Source organism: Priestia koreensis, assembly GCF_022646885.1.
Lineage (GTDB): Bacteria > Bacillota > Bacilli > Bacillales > Bacillaceae_H > Bacillus_AG > Bacillus_AG koreensis_A.
This window is the reverse complement of the sequence record NZ_CP061868.1, coordinates 4,443,580-4,469,350: the sequence shown is the minus strand read 5'-3', so window position 1 is coordinate 4,469,350 and position 25,771 is coordinate 4,443,580. Positions and strand designations below refer to the sequence as shown.

Sequence of the window (25,771 nt, the reverse complement as noted above, 5' to 3'; positions counted from 1 at the left end):
TCCCATTAATTTTCAAAAAATAACCTAGAGACCCTTCCAAAATAAAAATATTTTTCATCTGACCTTTTATAACATTGAATTTTTGAAAAAAAAATACGATATATCTAGTAAATACTTAACTCAATGACTAACGGAGGAAAAAGATGAACTGGTTTAAAAATCTAAAGCTTGCTCGACGAATGAGTTTACTAATTAGCTTACTGATGCTTATTTCCTTTGGTATCGCTGTTGCTTATGAGCTTCAGCTAACATATAAAGGAAACTTGGGGAAAGGACAGGCATTTGCTGAGCAGGAAGCGGTTGTGAATTCAGGTAAAGTGCAACAGCTCCTAGATTCGGGTAAGCAAACGCTAGATAATCTAAATGTAACAATTAATACGCTAAGGCAAGGCAATCAGCTAAGCAGGGAACAGGTTATCTCATTACTAGAGGCAAAGCTGAAATCAACGCCTCAGCTTTTGGGACTCTATACGATATGGGAACCAAATGCGTTTGATGGAAAGGACAAGCAGTATGTAAATAAAGAGGGCTATGATGCTACAGGGCGCTTGCTTCCTTACGTTGTACGATCAGGCGATAAAATTACGGTTACCCCCCTTCATAATTATGACAAAGAAGGAGAAGGAGACTGGTATTTGGTTCCGAAAGATACGAAGAAGCCACTGTTATTAGATCCGTATGACTATGACGGTGTAACGATGACGTCGTTAGTTGTTCCTATTTTAGATGATCAAGGGCAATTTCTGGGGATTCTCGGAGCTGATTTTGCATTAAATTCATTACAGGACTTTATTGAAGGGATTAAGCCGCTCGGAGGCCATTCAAATTTAATTTCTAGTAATGGTCATTACGTAGAAAATAGTGAAAACGAGAAGAAAAATTTAAAACTTATTGAATCAAAAAAAATCCGTGATCAATTAAATAAAGGAAAAGTAGTGAAAGAGAATACGGATCAATACATTCATATTTATCAACCAATCTCGATTACGGGATTAGATGACACGTATTGGACGTTTGAACTTGTCATTCCAAAATCCGTGATTTTAAAAGATTATTATGATATTCAAAACGCTTCTCTTATCATGATCGTCGTCACGCTACTTGTTGTAATGCTCGTTATTATACTAGTTGTAAGAAGCGCAACAAAGCCTATTGAGCATGCAGTCGAAGTAGTAAAAGAGATTGCAAATGGAAATTTGCGTGCAAAGATTGATGCAAAGTACCTCAATAATGACGAAGTAGGACAGCTAGGTAAGTCACTAAATGGCATGGTTGATCAGCTGACCGTTATTTTTACTGATATTCGTCAAAGCTCTGAGCAGGTAGCAGCCACTTCAGAAGAGCTAACGGCGAGCGCAGAGGAAAATAGCCGTGCAACGGAACAAATTGCTCGTGCCACTCACGAACTAGCAACGGGCGGGGAAAGACAGGTATCAAGCGCACAGGAGGCGACTGAAATTGTTGGTCGCGTTTCTACGGGAATGAATGAAGCTTCACATTCTATGAAGCATGTATCTCAATTAATTGAAAAGGGAAATGAAAGTGCCCAATCTGGAAATAAAATTGTGTTCGAAACAGTTGATAAAATGAATCATGTTCAAGAGAAGATTTTATCTGCTCAAGAGGTTGTTAATTTCCTAGGTAGAAAATCAAAAGAGATTGATCAAATTGTAACGTTTATTACACAGATTTCGGATCAAACGAATTTGCTGTCACTAAATGCCGCCATTGAAGCTGCACGCGCAGGAGAGCATGGAAAAGGGTTTGCGGTTGTAGCAAGTGAAGTGAGAAAGCTAGCCGAACAATCAGGAAAAGCCGCGGAGGAAATTCGAGAGCTCATTCAACATATTCAGTCTGAAACAAACCGAGCTGTTCAGTCGATGAACGATAGCACCTCAGCAATGACAGACGGATTAGCAAACGTGAAGATAAGCGGTGAGTCTTTCAAAGCGCTAGCAGATATTATGATTGAAGTTCAAGCCCAATCTGAACAAGTTTCGGAGGTAGTAGCAGACACGAGTCAACAATCGTTGATAATGGTTGAAAATATGAATGAAATGAAGGGAATTTCTGAACAAGCATCTGGAAATACCCATCAGCTTGCTTCATCTGCTGAAGAGCAAAGCGCTTCAATGGAGGAAATTGCGGCGGTAGCAGATTCTCTCAGTAAAATGTCGCAAAACCTTCAGCAATCAATTAACAGATTTACCTTCTAAGAAGAGATGAGAAGACATGACGATGATCATGTCTTTTTATTTTCGCCCGTTGGTCTAGTTAATTCAGTTTGAGCATAACATTTTGTGGTAAAAGTCATGTGGAGGAATTATTTGGATGATGTAAAAAGGGGGAACCAGAAGACGTGAGTATGACGACGGCCATATTATTTGTGTTAACCGCTATTATTGTATTAGCTATTTTACTTCCAGCTATTTTTTTATTTGTTTTATGGCGAAGAGACGAAAGGCAAGAAGAGCATGCTGTTTTACGAAACTATCCGCTTTTAGGAAAGATGCGATACATTTTGGAAAAGATGGGTCCTGAATTACGTCAGTATTTATTTCTGAATAACAATGAGGCAAAACCATTTTCTCGAAATGACTATCAGCAAACGGTGATGTCTGGAAAATACAAAGACCGTATCATGGGGTTTGGCTCTGAGCGAAATTTTGATGAAGCTGGCTATTTCATTCGAAATTCATTGTTTCCAAAGCAAAGAGGAGAGCTAGCCATTGATAACGAGCCGAAGATAAAAACGAAGCTCTATAAAATCGATCAAGACAATTTGTTTCGACGTAAAGAACATCGTGAGGATGCGACGGCAGCTCCTTTTTTATTAACGGATGAGAATGCAGTAATTATTGGGGAGCACACGTGTCGATCTCCCTTTATCGTCAAGGGCCTAGTAGGGCAGTCCGCAATGAGTTACGGTGCATTAGGAGATCGAGCGATTACGGCTCTTTCAATTGGCTTACATCGGGCACATGGTGCGTGGATGAACACAGGAGAAGGTGGTCTTTCGGATCACCATTTAAAAGGGGGCGTAGATATTATCTTTCAAATTGGCCCAGGGCTTTTTGGCGTCCGAACGAAAGAAGGAGAGTTCTCTTGGGAGGAATTTAAGAAGAAAAGTGATATAAAGGAAATTAAGGCATTCGAATTAAAATTGGCACAAGGAGCAAAGACAAGAGGCGGGCACGTAGATGGAGCGAAAGTAACGCCGGAAATTGCTCAAATCCGAAACGTAGAGGTCGGAAAATCAATTGATAGTCCAAACCGATTTAATGAGTTTCATACACCAAAAGAGATGTTAGATTTTATTCAACAGCTACGTGAAGTGGGTGGAAAGCCTGTTGGGATTAAAATTGTCGTAGGAAATACGAATGAATTAGAAGAGCTTATCTCATACATGGCGACCAATGACGTAACACCAGACTTTATTACAGTAGACGGGGGAGAGGGAGGAACGGGAGCGTCTTTTCATGAATTGGCAGATGCAGCAGGGATTCCGATTCGTTCAGCTCTTCCCGTAGTAGATGAACTGTTGACGAAGTACGATATTCGTCATAAAGTAAAAATCTTTGCTTCAGGAAAGCTACTAACGCCTGATAAAATGGCCATTGCTTTATGTTTAGGAGCAGATCTTATTAATGTGGCCCGTGGTTTTATGTTTTCAGTTGGATGTATCCAAGCTCAAGTATGTCATACGAATAATTGTCCGGTCGGTGTTGCTACGACTGATCCAAAACTGCAAAAAGCATTAAGTGTCGAAGAGAAATCTTACCGGGTCAGTAACTATGTTCTATCCGTACGTGAAGGATTGTTTAATTTAGCAGCTGCTGCAGGCGTAGATTCACCAACGAAATTAACGAGAGAACATATTGTTTATCAAACAGCGAACGGTGAACTATTTCCTGTAAAACCTGCTGTTTCTTCTTGAGAGGTCGGTCATACACGATCTCTTTTTTTGATGGTTTGGTAGATGAAAAAGCAATTCGACCTTTACAAGAAGAAGGTGGTATGATTCGATTAGGTGATTGGAAAAGATGAAAAAAGCAAGTAACTATAGATTGGATGGATAATATGCAAAATCAATATACGATGGTAGTAGGGCCGAAACACGCCGAGAAATTTAAAAAAGGATATCCCCTTATTGAAAAGGAAGCCCTTCAAGATGTGGAAGAACTGCAAGGAGAAGGAGCGATTCTACACTTAGTCGATCAAAAAAACCGCTTCATCGGTATCGGGTACTACGGAAAACAAAATAAAGGGTACGGCTGGATGTTAAGTCGAAAAGAGGGAGAAGTAATTGATCAATCTTTCTTTTACAAACGATTAAAGTCTGCCATTTCGAACCGCAAATCTTTTTATGAGGATGCTAACACAACGGCCTTTCGCGTATTTAACGGTGAAGGAGATGGTGTTGGCGGGGTAACCATTGAATATTTTGATGGCTACTACGTAATCAATTGGTACAGTGAAGGTATTTACCAGTTTAAAGACGACATTATTAATGCGCTAAAAGGATTAGTGGACTTCAAAGGCATTTATGAGAAAAAGCGCTTTGATACAAAGGGTAAATACGTTGAAGACGATGATTTTGTGACAGGAGAACGTGGCGAATTCCCGTTGATCGTGAAGGAGAACGGTGTAAACTTTGCGGTCTACTTAAATGAAGGCGCAATGGTAGGCGTTTTCCTTGATCAACGAAACGTACGAAAACAAATTCGTGATGTGTATGCCAAAGGCAAAAACGTATTAAATATGTTTTCCTACACAGGTGCATTTTCTGTATTTGCAGCAGTCGGTGGAGCAAGTAAGACAACTAGCGTCGACGTAGCAAATCGAAGCCTTCCTAAAACGATTGAGCAATTTAGTTTAAATGGTGTTGACTATGAAGCGCAGGATATTATCGTAGATGATGTATTTAAGTATTTTAAATTCGCTGCGAAAAAGAACCTATCGTATGACCTTGTCATTTTAGATCCACCAAGCTTTGCGAAAACGAAAAAGCATACGTTTAGTGCAGCGAAGGATTATAAAAACTTGTTAAAAGATACGATTGCGATTACAGAAAATGGTGGGGTAATTGTTGCGTCAACAAATGCAAGTAACTTTGATATGAACCGTTTTAAGACGTTCATTGATGCTGCATTTAAAGAAACGAACGGTAAATACAAAATTTTAGAAGAGCATACGCTTCCGGAAGACTTTAAAACGATCACAGAATTCAAGCAAGGGGATTATCTGAAGGTCGTATTTATTAAAAAGATCAAATGAGAATCAATAAGTACGTTAGCTTAACGGGTTTTTGCTCAAGGCGGCAAACAGACCGCCTGATAGGGGAAGGACGTATTACCATCAACGGACGAATCTGTGAACCGGGTGATGAGGTAGAGGCTTCGGACCTTGTGCTCATCGATCAAAAACCTATTCCTTTAAAAGCAGACCCGATTTATTTATTGCTCAACAAGCCTGTTGGGATTACATGTACGGCAGCGCCACATGTCCAAGGAAATATTATGGACTTTATGAATTTTCCCCAGCGGATTTTCCCAGTTGGTCGTTTGGACAAGGCCTCACAGGGATTAATCATTATGACGAACGACGGAGACATTGTGAATCGTATTATGCGCTCTGAGCATGATCATGAGAAGGAGTATGTGGTCACATTAGAGAGTCCCTACGATGATGAATTCTTGAGTAAAATGGCAGAGGGCGTAGCGATCTTAGGAACGATTACGAAGCCGTGCAAAGTAAATCGTGTTGACGAGCACACGTTTACGATTGTTCTCACTCAAGGACTCAATCGACAAATTCGTCGCATGAGTAAGGAGCTCGGCCACAAGGTCGTGAGGCTCGAACGGATTCGCATTATGAATCTTCGTCTGGATGGTTTGAAGGACGGAGAATGGCGAGAATTCTCAGCAGAAGAACGTAAGGAACTATTTCGTCTTCTCGGTCAAGAATAAAAGAAACCCCATGGAGATCTCCATGGGGTTGTTTCTTATAGGCGCTTGAAGCCTTCTTCTGCTAAGTATTCAGCCGCATCTTCATACGTGCTAAACATATTATCAAGGTTAAGGCCAGCGTATATGTTCCACATACCATCTTCTTCTAATAAGATGAGAACCTGATCGCCTTCTCCAACCCACTTTTCTTCCTTTTCGTCCCCAACGATAGCGGCTTCAGCCGTGCTTTTTGGAGCCAATGATTGAATAGATCGCTGAATAATCGTACGTAGTTCGTCCGCTGAGAACTCGCGAATGTTGGTCATTCCTTTGTCGTTAACATCGTATCCGTTTAGAAACTCAGCATAAACAAAGCCATTACCGTTTGGATGCAAATGATAAACAACGTTCTTTTTATCGTACGCACTTTCTGCATATTGAAAATTCACTCGTCCAAGTGAAACATTATTTCGTGTAAGTTCTTCAAATGATTCGATAACTGCTAATTTTTCTTCAAAAGTGAGCATAAAGCCTCCACATAATAAAATATTTGATTGGTTGATTATATCATAAGCTCTTCAAATGCCAAAAGTTCTTTTAAATACGTGTTTCTGAAATCGCCTCTCTTACTCGTTCTAACGATTTCTGGGCCTCTTCTTTATTTAAAATCATCATATTCACATATAGTGCATCAATAAGACTAAGCTGCCCTATACGTGAAGCAAGAGCTTCAGAGCGATATTCCGTTTCTTCTGAGCTTGTAAACAGCGCAACGTCTACTTTTTGACTAATAGGAGACTTCGGAAAGCCAGTAATACCAATCGCTTTCGCTCCTGCTTTTTTCGCTACGTTTAAAATATTGATCGTGTCCTTATTCGTTCCTGAGTGCGAAATGACAACCGCAACGTCATCGGGACCTAATTGCGAAGCAGACATAATTTGAAAGTGGGAATCTGTAAAAGAAAACGCTTTAATTCCTGCCCGCACAAATTTGTGGTAAGCATCCATCGCAATTACTGAAGAACCACCCGTACCGTAAAACTCAACGCGATTTGCGTTCAAAAGAAGATGAACTGCTTTTTGAATGGAATCATAATCAAGCATTTGAAGCGTATTTTCAAGGGTTTGAATGTTCGACTTGAAAATTTTTTCCGCCACGGTTTTTTCATTATCATCTTCTTTAATTTCCTCGTGTATTTGAGTAATCGGAGCCATGACTTCAGAAGCAAGTGCGATTTTCATTGCTTGATATCCTTTAAACCCAATACGCTTACAAAAACGGAAAACAGTTGCTTCAGCTACATTTAAATCATCCGCTAACTCATTAATCGTACTATGAATGATGGATTCAGGATTTTTTAAAATGAAGTCTGCAACTTGCTTTTCTTTTTCGCTAAATCGTGCATAATGGGACCGTATTTTTCCTAAGCAATTCTGCGTCATAATAACCGTTCTCCTTTGCCTAATTACGTAAATGAAGTATAGCATAAATTGTAATATGAAAAAAAATTTCTTGCAAGCGATTGCAATATGAAAAAATTTTCGTATAATAGAGATAGAGCGAAAATTTTTTTCAGAAGGAGCTTTTTAACATGCAATTAGGAATTATCGGTTTAGGCAAAATGGGATACAACTTATCTCAAAATCTATTAGACAATAAACATGAAGTAGTAGCTTTTGATGTAAATCAAGAAGCAGTAAAAACAATTTCTGACTTAGGCGCAACAGGAGCATCTTCTGTAGCAGATCTAGTTTCTAAGCTATCAAGTCCAAAAGTAGTATGGGTAATGGTTCCAGCTGGTCCAATTACTGAAAATGTTTTAGCAGAATTAAAAGAGCTATTAAATGAGAACGACATCGTAATCGATGGAGGAAACTCTAACTATAAAGAATCTTTACGTCGTGCAGCAGAATTAAAAGAAGCTGGCATTCACTTCCTAGACGTAGGTACAAGCGGTGGTATGGAAGGTGCTCGTAACGGATCTTGTACAATGATCGGTGGAAATAAAGAAGCATTCGCAACAGTAGAGCAAATCTTCAAAGACATTTGCGTAGAGAACGGTTACCTATATGCTGGTGAAAGCGGAAGCGGCCACTATCTAAAAATGGTTCATAACGGAATTGAGTACGGTATGATGCAAGCAATCGCTGAAGGCTTTGAAGTATTAGAAAAAAGCCCGTTCGACTATGACTATGAAAAAGTAGCACGCGTTTGGAACAACGGTTCAGTTATTCGTTCATGGTTAATGGAATTAACAGAAAATGCATTCTCAAAAGACGCGAAGCTAGAAGGCATCCGTGGTGTTATGCAATCTTCTGGTGAAGGAAAATGGACAGTAGAAGAGGCATTAGATCTTCAAACAGCTACACCAGTTATTGCACTTTCCTTAATGATGCGTTATCGTTCATTAGAAGACGATACGTTCACAGGTAAAGTTGTAGCAGCACTACGTAACGAATTTGGTGGACATAGCGTCGTTAAAAAATAAAAGGCCTTTTCAACACATAGTGTTTTAAAAATAGCCCTAGAACAAAAATAGAGAAGTTCGATTGCTTCTCTATTTTTCGTTCATACCTGAAAAGGCTTTCAAACAAGCAGGATGTTTTTAGGGGGAATAAGATATGAGTCAGAAATACATGATTGGCGTTGACATCGGTACAACAAGCACAAAATCCGTTCTTTTTCGTAAAGATGGATCGATGGTAGCTAGACACGGGATTGAATATCCATTGTTTTCTCCAACACCTCTTACAGCAGAACAAGATCCGGAAGAAATCTTTCAAGCTGTTATTCAGACGGTAAAAAAGGTTATTCAAAAGTCAGATGTTTCGTCAGATGATATTTTGTTTGTTTCATTTAGCTCTGCTATGCATAGCTTAATTGCAGTGAATGAGCAAGGAAAGCCATTGACGAATTGTATTACATGGGCGGATAACAGAAGTGCCCAATGGGCCGAGAAAATCAAAGATGAATGGAATGGTCATGAAATTTACCTTCGTACGGGAACACCTATTCATCCAATGTCACCGTTATCGAAATTAACATGGTTACGTCATGAAAAAACGGACTTATTCGCTTCGGCACATAAATTTATTTCGATCAAGGAATATATTTTCTATAAATTGTTTAATGAATACGTCATTGATTATTCTATTGCTTCTGCGACAGGACTATTTAATTTGAAAGAACTGAACTGGGATGAAGAGGCTCTTCATGTAGCGGGTGTAACGCCTGATCGTCTCTCTAATCCAGTGCCAACAACGCATAAGGTAGAAGGATTGAATGAAGATTTGGCAGCTGAAATGGGCTTAAATCCTTCCACACCATTCATCGTTGGAGCAAGTGATGGGGTGTTGTCGAATCTTGGTGTTAATGCGATTGACCCAGGCGTTGTAGCGGTGACAATTGGGACAAGCGGAGCAATTCGCACAGTCACAGATAAGCCTGTAACAGATCCAAAGGGACGCATTTTTTGCTATGCGCTGACAGAGGATAAGTGGGTTATTGGCGGTCCAGTGAACAACGGGGGAATGATTTTCCGTTGGGTTCGAGATCAATTGGGTGCTTCAGAAGTTGAGGCAGCGAAACGTCTTGGGATGGACCCGTATGATCTTCTAACTGAAATTGCTTCAAGAGTGAAGCCGGGCGCGGACGGACTATTATTTCATCCGTACTTAGCTGGTGAACGAGCACCTTTATGGGATGCAAATGCTAGAGGGTCTTTCTTCGGTCTAGGTCTGCATCATAAAAAAGAACACCTTATTCGTGCCGTATTGGAAGGGGTTATTTTTAACCTTTACACAGTATTGCTAGCGCTAGAAGAGTTGATCGGTGAGCCAACACAGATTCAGGCGACGGGAGGATTTGCCCGTTCTGAGCTGTGGAGACAGATGATGGCTGACATTTTCAATCAAAAGCTTTCGGTTCCGGAAAGTTTTGAAAGTTCTTGTTTAGGTGCTGTCATTTTAGGTTTGTATGGTTTAGGGGAGATTGATTCATTGGATGTGGTGAAAGAGATGGTTGGAACAACGAATCATCATACGCCAAATCCAGAGAATGTAGAGGTTTATAAGGAGTTAGCTCCTATTTTTGTACGGGTTTCTCGCGTGTTGAAGGACGAGTACAGAAGCATTACCGCCTTCCAAAAATCCCACGTATAATTTAGGATCCACTTGAACAAACCCCCCTAACGGAAGAGCTGTTAGGGGGGTTTGTTCAAGCATAAGGGGATGGCGACCTCCCTTACGGGCTGTCACCATCCCCTTATGTGAACCTTTAAGGGCTTTGTGGGTGCGTTCTATCGCCCTGCGTTGCGGGCTGGGAGGCCCTTTTTTGGGAGCGTAATGAAATAAAAGCACTTCCTTTTTGTAGGAAGTGCTTTTAGTGATGAATTAAAGAATGAAACTTACGATAACGGCTGATAGGAAGCTTACTAGTGTTGCGCCGTAGAGAAGTTTTAGTCCGAATCGTGCTACTGTGTTTCCTTGTTTTTCGCTTAATCCTTTTACTGCTCCTGCAATAATTCCGATAGAGGAGAAGTTAGCGAAAGATACAAGGAAGATGGAGATGATTCCAACAGTACGGCTGCTTAGTCCGTTGGCGATGTCTGTTAGGCTCATCATCGCAACAAATTCATTCGTTACGAGTTTTGTTGCCATAATTCCACCGGCTTTGACGATTTCAGATCCTGGAATCCCCATTAGGAAAGCGAATGGAGCGAATATGTAACCGAGAATTTCTTGGAAGCTAATACCGAACACAAGGTCGAATACGTTATTAATGGCAGCGATTAGTGCCACAAATCCGATTAGCATTGCGCCAACAATAATGGCAACTTTAAATCCGTCTAAGATATACTCACCGAGCATTTCGAAGAAGCTTTGTTTGTTTTCGTCTTGAATTTCTAAGATGTCCTCTTTTTCATCTACTTCGTAAGGGTTAATAATAGAAGAGATAATAAAGCCACCAAATAGGTTAATTACGATTGCTGTTACAACGTATTTTGGTTCGATCATCGTCATGTATGCGCCAACGATTGACATCGAAACCGTAGACATAGCAGAAGCACAAAGCGTATATAGACGGTGTTCAGGAAGTTTGTCTAGTTGCTTTTTTACTGTAATAAATACTTCAGATTGTCCTACCATAGCAGAAGCTACCGCGTTATAGGATTCTAGTTTCCCCATACCATTTACTTTGCTTAATAGTAAACCAATGCCTTTCATGAATAATGGAAGTATTTTGAAATACTGAAAAATTCCGATCAAAACCGAAATGAATACGATAGGGAGTAATACACCTAAGAAGAAAGGAGCTTGGCCTTTGTTAGCAATCCCTCCGAATACGAAATCGACACCAGAACCAGCGTATGCTAGAAGTTTATCAAAGACAGCTGCAATCGCTTTGATAATAACCAAGCCAAAGCGTGTATTTAATAACACATACGATAAAACGAGTTGAATGACGATCATTAAAATGATCGGCTTGTACTTAATACGCTTACGATCTTTACTTGCGATCCAAGCTAATGCTAACACGACTAGTAATCCTATAATTGCAATTAAGTATTTCATTTTAGCCTCCAGTACCTTTTGTATTTATATACAGTCATTATTAAGAATAATGAGCTTGTCACAAACTTTATCTTTGAGGTTTCTTTTTAAAAGAGAGGATACTATTCTTTTGCCCTTAAGGGACTATTTTCATGTAAGCCTGCTATGTACATATAGCATAACACGATGAAGGAATTGTTTTTTTATTATAGCATCTAATTTGAGGGTCTGATGTCATACATCTACCGAAATGAATATATAATAGTAACTTTTATAAGTCAATATCATTTGAGAAGGACGACCGTAAAAGTCAGTTGGATAAATATTGAAATAGTAATTAGGTAGAATAAAAATACATAAAAATAAATGAAGACAATGTTAGAGGTTTTAGAACAGAACGTTTCTCATTTCATCATAAGTAAAAAAAGGCTAATCACCCGTGGGTGATCAGCCTTTTCAATTAAGAAGCCATGTTTTTTGATGAATTAAATGCTTGTTTTAACCAGTTCTTTCCTTCTACTAGTCGCGTAACTAGCATTGCACAAACAGTGTTTCCTGTAGAGTTTAATAACGTTGCAGGAGCATCAATAATCGTACTGATGACAGCAATAATTGGCAATACTTCTGGTGGGAAACCAAAAACGCTTAAAATCAGCATTTCACCAATCATTCCTCCACCAGGAATAGCACCCATGACAGCTCCTACTAGGAATGCAACGGCTAAGATACTTAAAATGTTTGTGAAATTTGTCATATCTTTTCCGAATAAAGTGAACAAGAAGACGATTTTTAACACGCCACCGAACACAGATCCATCTTTGTGTGTATTAGCCCCTAATGGAATAATCGTTTCCGCAATATCGTTCGGTACACCCATCTTTTTAACAGACGTTAAGTTTACGGGAATACTTGCAGCGCTAGAGCATGTTGCAATGGCTGTAACAGAAGGCGCTAATGCGTGTTTCCAGAACACTTTTACGCCCAATTTTCCACCAGCAATAAATGCATAAAGAGTGAAGAAACCAAAGTAATAAATAAGGGCTAGAATTAAATATAAGATAAATGCTCTTACATATCCTTCAAGAATTTGAGGGCCAAGTTCACCAATCACGGATGCAAAATAACATCCAAGACCAATTGGTGCATAATACATGACAACGTTGACCATTTTCATCATTACCGTCGATCCAGATGATAGGAAAGCCGCTACAGGTCTGCCTTTTTCTTTTGCTAATACGGTCGCAAAACCAAATAAAACAGAAAAAACAATGAGCTGTAGCATGTTAGATTTTGAGAATAGCATTGAAAAATCAGAAACGGTGAAGGTGTTAACAAGCTGAGCTAAAAATGATACATCTTCAGACGGCTTAGACACATCGGTCTTCTCCATTAATTCTTTTAACGCTGATACATCTGTATGAGCTAAAGGATTCATCACAGAAGTTCCGGCAAAACCGATAACAGCTGCGACAATCGCTGTCACAACAAACACAAGAAAAATACTACCGATAATTTTTCCGAAGCGCTTTACTCCGTCCATATTGGCGATAGCTGACGCAATACTGAAAAAAACGAGCGGAATAATAATCATAAACATAAGATTTAGAAATAAATCCCCAAATGGCTTTACGATGGACGTTTTCGTTCCAAATAAAAGTCCTGCCGCTCCGCCTATAATGATGGAGGCTAGCAGTAGAAGGGAAGATCGATAATTTTTAAAGAACGATCCCAAGATGTTCACTACCTTTCTTAAATAGGTTTACGTGCTTAGAAAAGCACAACCTCTTAAGCATAGTGGTTTGTCTAGGATTCGAAAAGCTTTTTTTGAAAAAAAGAAAGGTGTTTCACATGAAACATTCTGGAAGGAACGAAAAATAAGTAGTGTTATCAAGAGGAAGCGGAAAATAAGATTGATTAAGGACATAGAAATGTGGTATTATGAGGAAATAACGTGTTTTTTAAAAATAATTATATTTATCCTATCTTAAATTATATAGCAAAATAAATTCATTGTCAAGCAGGATAGGATAAAGAAATTCCTAGAGGAGTGTTGAAATGAGAGATGTAACAAATGAGATGAAACTTGAGATGGCACGCATCGAACGTATTAAGTCCGAAATAAGTCATAAGGCGACTCAACTTCTTCAAGGTGCAGGAGGGGTTCAAGAAGACATTCTTCATTTACGCAAAAACTTCTGGGAAGACGTAACGGTAAATACGGATGAGCCAGATGATCTGATCGAGACGCATGCAAGCATTAAGCAACAGGCAGAAATGTTAGCCGAACGTGAACGAAGTCATGGGCAAGCAACGAAGCAGATCAAAACATTGAGTAAGTTGAAGAACTCTCCTTATTTCGGCCGAATTGATTTTGTTGAGGATGGTGAGGAACAAGTAGAGGACATTTATATTGGCGTTGCTTCATTAATGGATCGAGACGATCAGGAGTTTCTTATTTATGACTGGAGAGCACCTATTTCGAGCCTGTATTATGATTACTCACCTGGATATGCAGAGTACGAAACACCGACAGAGACGATACATGGGGAAATGGTTTTGAAGCGTCAATATGTCATCAAAGAAGGTAAATTGAAAAACATGTTTGATACAGGAATCACCATAGGAGATCAGATGCTTCAAGAGGTGTTGAGCAATCAGGCAAATCAGCAAATGAAGAGCATTGTGGCCACCATTCAAAAAGAGCAAAACGAAATCATTCGAAATGAGCGCAGTAAAACGCTAATTGTGCAAGGTGTAGCGGGAAGCGGTAAAACATCGGCAGCTTTACAGCGTATTGCCTACCTGCTCTATCGTCATCGTAATTCGCTTCAGTCATCTAACATTATGCTGTTCTCGCCTAATTTAATGTTCAATAGCTATGTGGCCACAGTTCTCCCTGAGCTTGGTGAAGATAATATGCAACAAGACACGTTTCAAAAATACATGGAACGAAAAATTAGCAGAAGAATAGACGTTGAAAGTCCGTTTGAGCAAGTGGAGTATGTGCTTACAGGACAACAGCACTCGCAGTATACGCAGAGAATAAAAAACATCGACTTGAAATCAAGTATCACATTTAAGGGTGTGGTGGACCAGTTTATTGAGGGCTTATCAAACGGGGGATTGGTATTTCGTCATATAAAATTTCGTGGGGAGCTTCTACTCTCTGCTGAAGAAATCGAACATTATTTTTATTCGCTTGACCGAGCAATTAGCATTCCGAACCGAATGGATCTGGTGGCGACTTGGTTGAAAAAGAAACTACGACAATTTGAGAAAGAACAAGTGACGAAGGACTGGGTACTAGAGGAAGTGGAGCTTTCCGATAAGGAAACCTATTTACGAGCCTATCGTAAGCTGCAAAACGAACAGCGTTCTACAGATGATACATTTGATGATTTTGAGCAAGAGCAAGCCCTTTTAGCAAGAGAATTAGTGAAGAAGAAGTTCAAACCGCTGTATAAGCATGTCCAAGCGATGCGGTTCGTAAATGAATTTTCTGTGTATCGTCGTCTGAACCAAATGCTTGAATCAATTGAAGACTACCAAGAGATAGGCGAGCTTACGCAGGAGTATCTAAAAAGAGGCGTTCTACTCTATGAGGACATGACACCGTATCTTTATTTGCAAGACCGCTTGAAAGGAAAATCGATTGATCCTCTCATTAAGCACCTTTTTATTGATGAAGCCCAGGATTATAATGCGTTTCAGATGGCTTATCTGCAGTACTTATTCCCACATGCCAAAATGACTCTGTTAGGTGATTTTAATCAGGCCGTGTATGCTCATTCACGTCACAAAAAAACCCTTTTAGAGGAGCTGCATGAAGAGGATCAAGCACGGATTGAACTGACACAGAGCTATCGCTCGACAAAGCAAATTGTTGAGTTCACACGCTCTCTTATTCCTAATGGAGAGGCTATTAAGCCATTTAACCGAAATGGGTTATTACCGGCTGTGACAGAAATTGATGAAAAAAATTCTATTTATGAACAGATTAAAAGTAAAATCATAACGTTGAAAAAGGAGAACCATGAAACCATTGCGATTATTTGTAAAACAGAAAAAGAATGCAAAGAAGTAATGGACCTTTTAGCAAATGACTTTGAAATAAAACGCATTACACCTAAAACTCAAGCTTTTGAACGAGGGATTCTTGTGATGCCCATCTATCTTGCAAAGGGAATTGAGTTTGATGCAGTGCTTATTTATGACGGATCAAATGAGAATTATGGTAGCTCCTTTGACCGGTATTTGCTTTATACAGCTTGTACGAGAGCGATGCATGAATTGCATATTTTTTCAATTGGGAAGAAGAGTAAATGGATTGAAGCTGTGCCAAATGCTTTATATATTGAAGAGTAATGAAAATAGAGGCTCTAATAGGAGCCTCTGTTTTTATAAAGGTGAGAGGTCTCTAGCTTTTCCGCTTACGAAATGTTTCGTCAATCCGTAGCTGATAAACGTGAGAACGAACAAAGTGAATCCAGGTGAGTATTGATCTGGGATAAAAAAGTAGATGAGCGCTCCAATCAATGCATGACCAATTGCTAATTTATTTATGCTCTTGGTTTGAATCGGAATGAGCGTCCTTTTATTGATCCATAAAAATTCGGCCACAATGACCGCAGATAGGGGAACGACAAAAGCCCCGAGCATTGAAATGTATGTTTTGGCTTCGCTAACTAATTGAGGAAGCGTACTTAAGGCTATTCCTAACAAACCAAATAAAATAGCTGCCTTAATTCGTCCAAGTGCAGGAAGGCTATTTAGCAAGCTTAATCCACCTGTATAGGCATTGCTGAGATTAATTGAAATCATGGATATCATAGAGCAAATAACCATTAAACCGACAACTATTGATGACGTAGTCAGAGTACTTGTTGCAATAAACGGATTCTCGTTTTGGAACAATCCTGCTCCTAGAGTAGCTAGCACAGCTGTCATTACAAACCCTAACACGTTCCCTACGTAAAGTCCCCAGAAGCCGTGTGTTCCCGTTTTAGCATAGCGTGTAATATCTGAAGATGATGTCACACCAGATATGTATTGAATAAAGGCAAGGCTTGCATAAAACAAACAGGTTGAAAGCGAAAACTCATGAGCGCCATGTGTCAATGAAATGGAAGACGCTTGTAAGGAGCGGATGAACAACCATAAAATGACGACTTGACCAATTAGGAGCAAAGGGAAAAATCTCTTTGTTACTTTTTTTACCGCCTCAAAACCAATGAGAGCGAGTATCGCCATGATCGTGCTTAGAATAACGGCTAGCATCGTAAAAGGAACGTGAACATGAAAATAAGAAAGTAGCATTTTTTGAATGACATAGCTTCCTCCCACGGTTTGAACGCTAAACCAATATAAAGAAGTGATGGTTCGAATAGGCGAAGAAATCCATTGAGCACCTTTTACGCCTAAAAAGGAACGCATCGCGTATTGAGCAGGAATTCCGTACCTTGCCCCTGGTAACGATAAATAAGAAACGAGTAAAAATGCCACGGCTGCTCCAATTGTTGTACTAAGAATGGCTGCCAAAATTGATAAATGCCCTTGAAGCACGGCAAGTGCAGGAACTAAAAAGTTGCCTGCGTTCACTGAAAAAGTTGCTTGAATAAATGAATACTCATACCAGCGCGTTTGCTGAAGCTCTTGGGGAATTGATTCTAACCCAAATCTTTCAAAACGAAGCTGTCTCTTTTGTACTTCTGCCATACATCCTCCGCCTTTTTAACGTACGAAAATAAATGATCATATCTATTATAAGAATAAATGTGCAGGATAGAAATGAAATTCTCATTTAAACAGGTGGAAATGAAGAAAAACTTTTTCATCATAAAAATCATTGTTTTTCAAAATACTAAAAGGAGTATTTTGGATCGATGTTTTTTTACAAAGGAGAGAGACGATGAAAAAGCCTTTTTATCAAAAACTAACCGTTTTGGCTACTGCGTTCTGTTTGTTGCAAGTAGGTGCAACGACAAGTAATGGTGCAGAAGTGAACCCGCAATATGAAAAACGTTCAGACATTCCATCTCAATACACGTGGAAATTAGAAGATATTTATCCTAACCAAAAGTCTTGGGATAAGGACGTAAAAAGTGTAGTGGCCCAATCCGATCAATTTTATCACTATAAGGGAACGCTTGGTAAATCACCGTCACATCTAAAAAATATTTTAGAGCAGTATAGCACGATTATGAGGAAGCATGACAAAGTATATATTTATGCTTCATTAAAACTGCATACGAATGCTTCCAACGCTGAACTTCAATCGTTCACTGATCAAGCTGATCATATGTCGATGAACGTGATGGAAAAAACGTCGTGGCTCTACACGGATATTTCAAAGCTTCCTACGAAAAAGTTAAAAACCTATATTAATGACCCACAGCTGTCTGCTTATAAGTATGTTTTAGAAGAGATGATGCGAACAAAAGAACATACCCTTCCTGAAAAAATGGAAGAGCTACTGCTCAAAACGGCTCCTATTGCTTCTGTTCCTGAGAGCACCTTTACAATGCTTGAAAAAGATATTCCGTTCCCTTCTTTCTCAGCAGCTTCAGCAAAAGCGCTTCCGCTCAATCGGTTCAATTACAGCACATATATGGAAAGTTCCGATCGCGTAATTCGCGAAAAAGCATTTCAAACGTATTATCATACGCTCAAACAATATCAAGATACATTCGCTCAAACCCTGAGTGGTCAGGTAAAAGCTAGTAATGCATACGCAAAAATTCGCCACTATCCAAATGCTATAGCCGCAAGTCTCGATTCAAATAATATTCCTGTGAGAGTGTACGGGGGATTAATTCAATCTGTTCACAGAGGATTGCCGCTTTTGCATCGCTACATGGCGGTGAAAAAACAACTACTGCAGGTTTCTCCCATGCATATGTATGATCTTCGTGCACCATTAAGTAAAAAGGACAATCAATATGTTTCATTTGAAGAAGCCAAAAAGAGAGTGATTGATGGTCTATCTATTTGGGGTGAGGATTATACAGACGTCTTAACAAAGGCATTTAACGAAAGATGGATTGACGTTTATTCTACACAGGACAAGCACGGGGGTGCTTATCAGTGGGGAAGCTACGATACGCATCCATATGTGTTGTTAAATTATCGTGGTACGAACGATGATATTTCGACGATTGCTCATGAATTGGGACATGCGATGCAATCGTATTATACGAAAAAAGCTCAGCCTTATTTAACAGCAGGCTATCCAACCTTTTTAGCTGAAATTGCTTCTACCATGAATGAACAACTTTTGTGGCACGATACGTATAAAAAAGCAAAAACAAAAGAAGAAAAAATTGCGCTATTGTGTGATCGACTTGAAGGTTTTCGAACGACTCTTTTCCGCCAAACGCAATTTGCGGAATTTGAAAAAATCATTCATGAGAAAGACCAGCAGGGTGAGTCTCTAAATGCCGAAGCCATGAGCAACATTTATTTAGAGTTAAACAAAAAATACTACGGTCCGTCGATCATATCAGACCCTGAGATTGCCGTTGAATGGGCGAAAATTCCCCATTTGTATAACAACTTTTATGTTTATCAATACGCGACCAGTTTCGCCGCATCGATTGATCTAACGGAACAAATTTTAAAAGAAGGTCGACCTGCGATTAACAGAATTCATCATCACTTGTTAACGGCAGGAGGTTCTGAAAATCCACTGTTTATTCTTAAAAAATCCGGGGTGGATATGTCTACTGATCAGCCGATACGTGAGGCGATGAAGGCATTTGATGAGACACTAACAGAATTAGAAACTCTATTGAAGCAATAAAAAAAGGTGGACACATTGTCCACCTTTTTTACATTAAAATCTCACATTCCACTCCGTAATGATCAGAAACAATTGGTTTATTTCGTTCGTTGAAAATGACGCAAGACGATTGAACTTCTACAGGGTTCGTTGCGAAGATGATATCTAAACGTAAATCTTCCTTGTTTTGATCCCATCCGGCAATTTTCCCCTCTACGGTAATGCCATTATCTTTTTCAGAAGCTAAGAGATACGTATCGTGTAAGCCTTGTGATTTTAAATAATCGAATCCTTCATCTCTTATAAAGGCGTTATTATTAAAGTCACCCATTAAAAAACTAAGCTCTTTACGAGTCTTTACATATGACAGTAATTGATCTGCCTGAAATTGAAATGGTTCGTCCTCGTCTTCCCACCAACCTAGATGGCAAGAGTAGAAGGAGAGGGGAACGTCTTTGTATGAAATAGTAGCACGTACGATCTTTCGTGTTTTCCAGTAATCATAATCGGTACTTTTTGATACATAAAACGAATCTGACTCCGTAATAGGGTGCTTACTTAAAATCGCTAATCCTTCTTCGAACGTTTCATAACCAATGTGGGAAAAGTCCCACACGTATTCGTAATCAGTGACTCCGATCGTCTTAAGCTCTTCTAAAAGGACAGAAGCGAAATTATCCTGCTTAAGATGATTATGGAGGGGAGGTGAGTCAATCGATTGACTCACCTCTTGTAAAGCAATCACATCATACTGTTTTTCTTTAATCGTCATCGCGAGAGTCGAAATCTTTTCCCATTGATTTTCCTCCTGCCAAGAATGACAGTTTAATGTGAGTAATTTCATGTTTTACGCTCCTAACAAGTCTTGAATATCAGATTTGATGACATCTGCTTTTGGTCCGTAAATGGCTTGTACACCTTGATCTTTAATAATTAATCCTAATGCACCATTTTTCTTCCAGTCTGCCTCATTCGCTACAGCACTTGGATCTTTTACTGTTACACGAAGGCGAGTCATACATGCATCGACATCTTCAATGTTTTTCTCTCCACCTAGCAATCCGATAATAACAGGTGCTAGCGAATCGTTTCCTACGTTCTTTTTCGTGCTTGGGCTTGCTTCCGTTGTTTCTTCATTTTCTTCACCGTCTACGTAGTTACCGTTACGACCAGGCGTTGGTAAGTTAAACTTTTTGATCATGAAGTTTGCAACGGCAAAGTTTAATCCAAAGAATACAAGACACGCAATCACAAAGTTCACAAGGTCTAACCAAAGACCTGCTTTAATAATCATTGGCGTACGCGTTAATAGCTCGATAAAACCGAATGAATGAACACGAACGTGTACAATGTCTACGATCGCAAATGCTAATCCTGTCATTAGTGCATATACCACGTAAAGAACCGGTGCAACGAACATGAACATAAATTCAATTGGCTCTGTTACGCCTGTTAAGAATACAGCTAAAGCAGCTGAGAAGAACATAGATTTATACTTTTTACGCTTGTCTACATCAACATTGCGATACATCGCAAGTGCGATACCGATTAAAGCAGCACAAGATAAAATCATTTGCCCTACTTTGAAACGAGCAGGTGTTACGTCGTGAAGTAATTTTTTATAAGACTCTGTATCTCCTGCAGATAAGAAGTTGTTAAGATCTGCAATCCATGCTAACCAAAGTGGGTCTTGTCCTGCAACCGTTGATCCAGCTCCAGATCCTGTTAAGATTTTGTACGTTCCCCCAAGTTCCGTGTAGTTCATTGGAACCGTTAACATGTGATGTAATCCAAAAGGTAGTAATAGGCGTTCTAATGCCCCGTATACGAACGGTGCAACGATTGGTGCACTGTTACGAGATGTTGCAATCCATTGCCCGAAGTTATTAAGTAGACCTTGAACAAATGGCCATACAATTGAAAGAACAAGTGCTGTAACAACAGATCCTACGATAACAACAAATGGTACAAAGCGCTTTCCGTTGAAGAAAGAAAGAGCATTCGGTAATTTATTATAGTTATAATATTTGTTAAATAATGCGGCTCCTAAGAAACCAGAGATAATTCCTACAAATACACCCATGTTAAGTGCTGGAGCACCTAGAATGGAAGTGAAATAATCTTTTACAACTAGTTGTTGACCAAACAGTGATGAAATCGTTGCTTTTTGGTCTGTTAGCATGTCAGAGGTTACGCCGAAAATAGCGCCCGTAATGCGGTTGATGAGAACAAAAGCAATTAAGGCAGCGAACGCTCCACCTGCGCGTTCTTTAGCCCAAGATCCCCCAATTGCAACGGCAAACAAAATGTGAAGATTGGTAATAACAGCCCAACCGATATCCTCCATTACTCTTGCAATCGTTTGCAAAACTACGATATCTTGCGCGGTCATTCCTAGCAATTTACCAAGTGAAATCATGATTCCAGCAGCAGGCATAACTGCTACTACAACCAATAAAGCTTTTCCAAACTTTTGCCAAAAATCAAATGAAAAAAACTTTTTCATGGTGTATACCTTCCTTTTCCCCTTGTCTATGTGACTAAAAATAGTGTATGCAAACTTTTCATTAATTAGGTAATGCAATCGCTTGCATGATTTATTGTAAGTCTTATTGTAATGAAAGTGGTTTCATTGCGCAATAGAAATTTTGAAAAAATTTTCAATAATTTGTGTTAAGTATTGAAAGGTTTTTTAATCATAAGGATTGAGGGCGTACTATTCGGCAACAGATGTTGCGAAAAAAGGTATATTTAAAAGGCTGTGAAGACGAAGGTTCACACTACGAATTCACTGCATGAATTGAAGTTCGTCGGGTATAGATAATTGAAAATAGGTTGTAGGAGGGGAAGAAGATGAAGCCAATTGTCACGGCTAAAGAAATGTACGATATTGATCAATATACAATACGTAATGTAGGAATATCAGGGGAAAGCCTAATGGAAAGCGCAGGCCTCGTTATTGCTCAGCGGTTGAAAGCAGAAATACCACTGAATGAAAAAGTTGCCGTTCTAGTTGGAAAGGGAAATAACGGGGGAGATGGTCTCGTTATTGGGCGGTTATTACAGGGATATGGTTACCAAGTAGACGTTTGGATGATTTCATCCTCTCAAGATTTGAAAGGTGATGCCAAGGGTGCACTTCTTCACTATGAGAATGCGGGGTATGTGATCCGTTCTTATCAGGATGAAAAAGATCTCTTCCATGCGCTGTTGCCTCGCTATGATCACGTCATTGATGCCCTATTAGGAATTGGCATAAAAGGAGGGCCGCGCACTCCTTATAAAGAAATTATTGATCAGCTGAATCATCTTCATTCAATGGTCTACAGCATTGATCTTCCAAGTGGAATTGAAGCCGATGGGGGAGAGATCGAAGCGGCTGTAAAAGCAAATAAAACATTCACTATTCAAGCCCCAAAAACAGGTGCTTATATATTTCCTTCCGCTAATTACTATGGACAAGTTGAGACGGTTGATATAGGTATTCCTCTCATTTCTATTGAAAAAAGCTCTCGTTATAAAAGGGAATGGGAAGAAGGGGACGTGGTACGAACGTTTCCGAGAAGAACACGTTCTTCACATAAGGGTTCCTATGGTAGGGGAGGGGTTGTAGGAGGGTCTGCAACTATGATTGGTGCACCCATTCTCTCTTCGGGAGCAGCCCTTCGAACAGGAGTAGGGCTCCTGACCATTTATGTACCTGAATCCATTCGTTCCGTGGTAGCTTCTCACATTACAGAAGGAATGTACCGAGGGTTACAAGAGGAGAATGGCTATTTCCTGGGAGATATATCATTTGATGATGTAAAGCTAGGGGCCATAGCTGTAGGGCCAGGAATGGGGAGAACAGAAGGAGGAACAAGGATCGTTCGCTCTGTTCTTCAGCAGGATAGCACGGTCATCGTTGATGCGGACGGTCTTACACATTTAAAGAAGTGTTGGGACTTGCTTCAACATCGTAAAGCGCCGACCATTATTACACCGCATCCTGGAGAAATGAGTATGCTAATGGACATGACTGTTGATGAAGTAGAACATAATCGCTTTGAGGTATCTCGAGAGCTAGCTACCAAACATAACGTTTACGTTGTTTTAAAAGGTCCTTTCACGATTGTAACGACACCAACAGGAGAGCAGTTTGTGAATACAACCGGAAACCCCGGTCTTGCCAAAGGAGGAACGGGTGATACCTTAACAGGCATGATCTTGGGGTTTGTTCTTCAGCATGGGTCCGTTCAGGAGGCGCTAAGTAACGCAGTCTATATGCACGGAAAAGTGGCAGATTTGCTCCTTGAGAAGGGGCATAGTATGGTAGACATTGTAGCAACTGATTTAATTAAGCACTTGCCAAAAGCGTTAAGTCAGCTCCTACAACATGAAAAGTAAAATAGAAAGAGAATAGTGATGACTCGTCATTCTATTCTTTTTTTATTCAATGAGGAGGAAAATGGATGAGACGCACGATAGAGGCGGTTATTTTTGATTTAGACGGAGTGATTGCGAATACGGTTGAATTTTATTACATCGCCACAAAAAAGATCGCAGATGAAATAGGAGTACCTTTTACGCGAGAAAGGAACCAACAGCTACAGGGTTTAAGCAGAGGAAAAACGGTTGAGACCTTAATTTCGGAAAGTGGAAAAACCTTTTCGGACGAACAAAAAAAGACGTGGGCGATACAGAAAAACAAGGATTATCAAGAGCTAATAAGAACGATGGATGCTAGTTCTATTCTCCCGGGAATTGAATCACTTCTGAGCGAATTAAAGAAGTCATCGATAAAGGCGGGCATTGCTTCTTCTAGCTCTAACGCAAAGCGAGTCATTCAATATTTAGGCATACAAAAGCACCTTGATCACGTAGTAGATATTGAAAAGATAAAAAACGGTAAGCCAGATCCAGAGATTTTCTTAACAGCCGCACAAAATCTGGGCGTTTCTCCTGAGAACTGTGTCGGAATTGAAGACGGACATGCGGGACTTTCTGCCATTAAAACCGCAGGCATGTTTTCAATCGGAGTAGGGGAGCATAAAGAAATGGAGGAGGCCGATTGGCACGTGAAGAGCACCGCTGAAATTACGTTAGATCAAATTCTCCAACGTTTTAATGATAAAATTAATGGTTTTAGCTGATAGATGAGAGGGTAGGGGAAGGGTTGTAAAGAAACTGAAAATTTAAATTATATCAATATACTCTAGAAAGAGGGGAGAGGAAGTGGTAAGTTAAAATAATGAGGAAAAGAAACCTTTATTTAACTGTCTTTTTTACAATTTTTTACTCTTGATATAGGTTAAGGATAAAAAATGAACATTTTGTGAACGTTTTGTTACAAAAATGTTATCAATTTATGAATTGATGTAAGATGGTATTTGGAAATATCGCTGCATTTGATATTTTTGTTAAAGGGATCATTAACTCATTGCATTACTTTATTATATAGAAGTTTTTTTAACTTCTTATTTTTCTTATGTAAGAAGCAATTATTTTTCGTACAAAATGGGGACTTTTGAACCATGCGATGAGAAAGGAAGGAGGAAGGCGCTAGATGAAAAAATCTAAATGGAAGTTATTATCCCTTTTACCTTTATCACTTGTTTTATTCTTAGGTGGTTGTAGCGGGAAAATGGCTGTGTTAGATCCGAAAGGACCGGTAGCCAAAACTCAGTATGATTTGATTGTTTGGTCATTTATCTTAATGTTAGCAATTATTGCCGTAGTATTCATTTTATTTACGGTTATTTTAATTCGTTATCGTGAAAGACCAGACAAACATGATTATGAGCCGCCTGAACAAGAAGGTAACTTATTATTAGAGGTAATTTGGACTGCGATTCCGGTGTTAATCGTTATCGCATTAGCAGTACCAACTGTTAAAGCCACAATGGCTTTAGAGAAAGCGCCAAAAGCAGTAGCAACACAAAATGCTGAAGATAGCAAAGCTGAAGACAAAAAACCGCTTGTTATTCACGTAACATCTGCGGATTGGAAGTGGATCTTTAGTTATCCGGAGCAAAACATTGAGACTGTTAACTACGTTAACATCCCTGAAGACCGTCCTGTTAAGTTCAAGCTTACATCTGTAGGTCCTATGAACTCATTCTGGGTACCAGAACTAGGTGGTCAAAAGTATACAATGGCAGGCATGGAAACGAAGCTATACTTATTAGCTGACCATGTTGGGCAATATACTGGTAGAAGTGCTAACTTCTCTGGTGAAGGCTTCACAGATATGACATTTGATGTTGAAGCTGTTACAAAGAAAGACTTCAATAAATGGGTTCAAACGGTTCAATCAAATGAACCTAAGTTAACGAAAAAAGAATACTCCACGCTTATCAAGCCTGGACACGTTGGTCGAAGCACATACTCTAGCACACACTTAGAGTGGATCGATCATGCAAAACAAAATTCTCATATGTCTAACAACATGGATATGAAGGAAGACAAGGAAGATGAGAAAAGCGATAAATAATCGAACGTTCTAATATATACG

Annotated in this window: 17 protein-coding genes and 1 pseudogene; 11 read left to right on the top strand and 7 right to left on the bottom strand. The window is 39.5% G+C overall.

Annotated features, from left to right (window positions below; genetic code table 11):
* Positions 1-143: 143 nt before the first annotated feature.
* The 4 genes from IE339_RS23240 to IE339_RS23225 all read left to right on the top strand — a co-directional run bounded on the left by IE339_RS23240 (position 144) and on the right by IE339_RS23225 (position 5,969).
* The gene (locus tag IE339_RS23240) at positions 144-2,216 is read left to right on the top strand and encodes a methyl-accepting chemotaxis protein (protein WP_242172422.1); all 2,073 of its coding nucleotides are present in this window, start codon (positions 144-146) and stop codon (positions 2,214-2,216) included.
* A 149-nt stretch (positions 2,217-2,365) separates the two neighbouring features.
* Positions 2,366-3,937: an FMN-binding glutamate synthase family protein gene (locus IE339_RS23235; RefSeq protein WP_242176292.1), complete on the top strand. Its 1,572-nt coding sequence runs from the start codon at positions 2,366-2,368 to the stop codon at positions 3,935-3,937.
* Positions 3,938-4,080: 143 nt separating this feature from the next.
* Complete coding sequence (locus tag IE339_RS23230; RefSeq protein WP_242172420.1) at positions 4,081-5,277, top strand: class I SAM-dependent rRNA methyltransferase; 1,197 nt, start codon at positions 4,081-4,083, stop codon at positions 5,275-5,277.
* On the top strand, positions 5,274-5,969 hold the full coding sequence (locus tag IE339_RS23225; RefSeq protein WP_242172418.1) for a pseudouridine synthase: 696 nt from the start codon (positions 5,274-5,276) through the stop codon (positions 5,967-5,969). The genes IE339_RS23230 and IE339_RS23225 overlap by 4 nt, the downstream gene beginning before the upstream one ends.
* A gap of 35 nt (positions 5,970-6,004) precedes the next feature.
* Here the strand turns inward: IE339_RS23225 and IE339_RS23220 are convergent, their stop codons facing one another.
* Both IE339_RS23220 and IE339_RS23215 read right to left on the bottom strand, forming a co-directional pair.
* Entirely contained in the window at positions 6,005-6,475 is a 471-nt protein-coding gene (locus tag IE339_RS23220) for a hypothetical protein (RefSeq protein ID WP_242172415.1), read from the bottom strand.
* A gap of 70 nt (positions 6,476-6,545) precedes the next feature.
* On the bottom strand, positions 6,546-7,391 hold the full coding sequence (locus IE339_RS23215) for a MurR/RpiR family transcriptional regulator (RefSeq protein WP_242172411.1): 846 nt from the start codon (positions 7,389-7,391) through the stop codon (positions 6,546-6,548).
* Between the two features lie 134 nt (positions 7,392-7,525).
* On the opposite strand from IE339_RS23215, the pseudogene gnd reads away from it, so the two are divergent.
* Both gnd and gntK read left to right on the top strand, forming a co-directional pair.
* Positions 7,526-8,437, top strand: a pseudogene (gene gnd, locus IE339_RS23210) (phosphogluconate dehydrogenase (NAD(+)-dependent, decarboxylating)); the annotation flags it as partial.
* Positions 8,438-8,570: 133 nt separating this feature from the next.
* Entirely contained in the window at positions 8,571-10,109 is a 1,539-nt protein-coding gene (gene gntK, locus IE339_RS23205; protein WP_242172408.1) for a gluconokinase, read from the top strand.
* 231 nt (positions 10,110-10,340) lie between these two features.
* Here gntK and IE339_RS23200 read toward each other — a convergent pair whose 3' ends face one another.
* Positions 10,341-11,522 (bottom strand): NupC/NupG family nucleoside CNT transporter, encoded by a 1,182-nt coding sequence (locus tag IE339_RS23200; RefSeq protein WP_242172406.1) that lies wholly within the window; start codon positions 11,520-11,522, stop codon positions 10,341-10,343.
* Positions 11,523-11,961: 439 nt separating this feature from the next.
* Positions 11,962-13,233 (bottom strand): dicarboxylate/amino acid:cation symporter, encoded by a 1,272-nt coding sequence (locus tag IE339_RS23195; RefSeq protein WP_242172404.1) that lies wholly within the window; start codon positions 13,231-13,233, stop codon positions 11,962-11,964.
* Positions 13,234-13,556: 323 nt separating this feature from the next.
* On the opposite strand from IE339_RS23195, the gene helD reads away from it, so the two are divergent.
* The gene (helD, locus tag IE339_RS23190) at positions 13,557-15,866 is read left to right on the top strand and encodes an RNA polymerase recycling motor HelD (RefSeq protein ID WP_242172401.1); all 2,310 of its coding nucleotides are present in this window, start codon (positions 13,557-13,559) and stop codon (positions 15,864-15,866) included.
* 33 nt (positions 15,867-15,899) lie between these two features.
* Here the strand turns inward: helD and IE339_RS23185 are convergent, their stop codons facing one another.
* Positions 15,900-17,216: a purine-cytosine permease family protein gene (locus IE339_RS23185; RefSeq protein WP_242172399.1), complete on the bottom strand. Its 1,317-nt coding sequence runs from the start codon at positions 17,214-17,216 to the stop codon at positions 15,900-15,902.
* 193 nt (positions 17,217-17,409) lie between these two features.
* Between IE339_RS23185 and pepF the strand changes: the two genes are divergently transcribed.
* On the top strand, positions 17,410-19,299 hold the full coding sequence (pepF, locus tag IE339_RS23180) for an oligoendopeptidase F (RefSeq protein WP_242172398.1): 1,890 nt from the start codon (positions 17,410-17,412) through the stop codon (positions 19,297-19,299).
* Between the two features lie 28 nt (positions 19,300-19,327).
* Here the strand turns inward: pepF and IE339_RS23175 are convergent, their stop codons facing one another.
* Positions 19,328-20,122, bottom strand: coding sequence for an endonuclease/exonuclease/phosphatase family protein (locus tag IE339_RS23175; protein ID WP_242172393.1), 795 nt, complete (start codon positions 20,120-20,122; stop codon positions 19,328-19,330).
* Between the two features lie 3 nt (positions 20,123-20,125).
* The gene (locus IE339_RS23170) at positions 20,126-21,784 is read right to left on the bottom strand and encodes a PTS transporter subunit IIBC (RefSeq protein WP_242172391.1); all 1,659 of its coding nucleotides are present in this window, start codon (positions 21,782-21,784) and stop codon (positions 20,126-20,128) included.
* Between the two features lie 347 nt (positions 21,785-22,131).
* Between IE339_RS23170 and IE339_RS23165 the strand changes: the two genes are divergently transcribed.
* The 3 genes from IE339_RS23165 to qoxA all read left to right on the top strand — a co-directional run bounded on the left by IE339_RS23165 (position 22,132) and on the right by qoxA (position 25,750).
* Positions 22,132-23,664, top strand: a complete 1,533-nt coding sequence (locus IE339_RS23165; protein WP_242172389.1) for an NAD(P)H-hydrate dehydratase — start codon at positions 22,132-22,134, stop codon at positions 23,662-23,664.
* 65 nt (positions 23,665-23,729) lie between these two features.
* Complete coding sequence (pgmB, locus tag IE339_RS23160; protein WP_242172387.1) at positions 23,730-24,410, top strand: beta-phosphoglucomutase; 681 nt, start codon at positions 23,730-23,732, stop codon at positions 24,408-24,410.
* 413 nt (positions 24,411-24,823) lie between these two features.
* Positions 24,824-25,750: a cytochrome aa3 quinol oxidase subunit II gene (gene qoxA, locus IE339_RS23155; protein ID WP_242172385.1), complete on the top strand. Its 927-nt coding sequence runs from the start codon at positions 24,824-24,826 to the stop codon at positions 25,748-25,750.
* The last annotated feature ends 21 nt before the right edge of the window (positions 25,751-25,771 follow it).

Bases quoted from the DNA above. Each gene is read 5' to 3' on its own strand.
- IE339_RS23240 (WP_242172422.1), top strand. From the start codon at position 144: ATGAACTGGTTTAAAAATCTAAAGCTTGCTCGACGAATGAGTTTACTA.
- IE339_RS23235 (WP_242176292.1), top strand. From the start codon at position 2,366: ATGACGACGGCCATATTATTTGTGTTAACCGCTATTATTGTATTAGCT.
- IE339_RS23230 (WP_242172420.1), top strand. From the start codon at position 4,081: ATGCAAAATCAATATACGATGGTAGTAGGGCCGAAACACGCCGAGAAA.
- IE339_RS23225 (WP_242172418.1), top strand. From the start codon at position 5,274: ATGAGAATCAATAAGTACGTTAGCTTAACGGGTTTTTGCTCAAGGCGG.
- IE339_RS23220 (WP_242172415.1), bottom strand. From the start codon at position 6,475: ATGCTCACTTTTGAAGAAAAATTAGCAGTTATCGAATCATTTGAAGAA.
- IE339_RS23215 (WP_242172411.1), bottom strand. From the start codon at position 7,391: ATGACGCAGAATTGCTTAGGAAAAATACGGTCCCATTATGCACGATTT.
- gntK (WP_242172408.1), top strand. From the start codon at position 8,571: ATGAGTCAGAAATACATGATTGGCGTTGACATCGGTACAACAAGCACA.
- IE339_RS23200 (WP_242172406.1), bottom strand. From the start codon at position 11,522: ATGAAATACTTAATTGCAATTATAGGATTACTAGTCGTGTTAGCATTA.
- helD (WP_242172401.1), top strand. From the start codon at position 13,557: ATGAGAGATGTAACAAATGAGATGAAACTTGAGATGGCACGCATCGAA.
- IE339_RS23185 (WP_242172399.1), bottom strand. From the start codon at position 17,216: ATGGCAGAAGTACAAAAGAGACAGCTTCGTTTTGAAAGATTTGGGTTA.
- pepF (WP_242172398.1), top strand. From the start codon at position 17,410: ATGAAAAAGCCTTTTTATCAAAAACTAACCGTTTTGGCTACTGCGTTC.
- IE339_RS23175 (WP_242172393.1), bottom strand. From the start codon at position 20,122: ATGAAATTACTCACATTAAACTGTCATTCTTGGCAGGAGGAAAATCAA.
- IE339_RS23170 (WP_242172391.1), bottom strand. From the start codon at position 21,784: ATGAAAAAGTTTTTTTCATTTGATTTTTGGCAAAAGTTTGGAAAAGCT.
- IE339_RS23165 (WP_242172389.1), top strand. From the start codon at position 22,132: ATGAAGCCAATTGTCACGGCTAAAGAAATGTACGATATTGATCAATAT.
- pgmB (WP_242172387.1), top strand. From the start codon at position 23,730: ATGAGACGCACGATAGAGGCGGTTATTTTTGATTTAGACGGAGTGATT.
- qoxA (WP_242172385.1), top strand. From the start codon at position 24,824: ATGAAAAAATCTAAATGGAAGTTATTATCCCTTTTACCTTTATCACTT.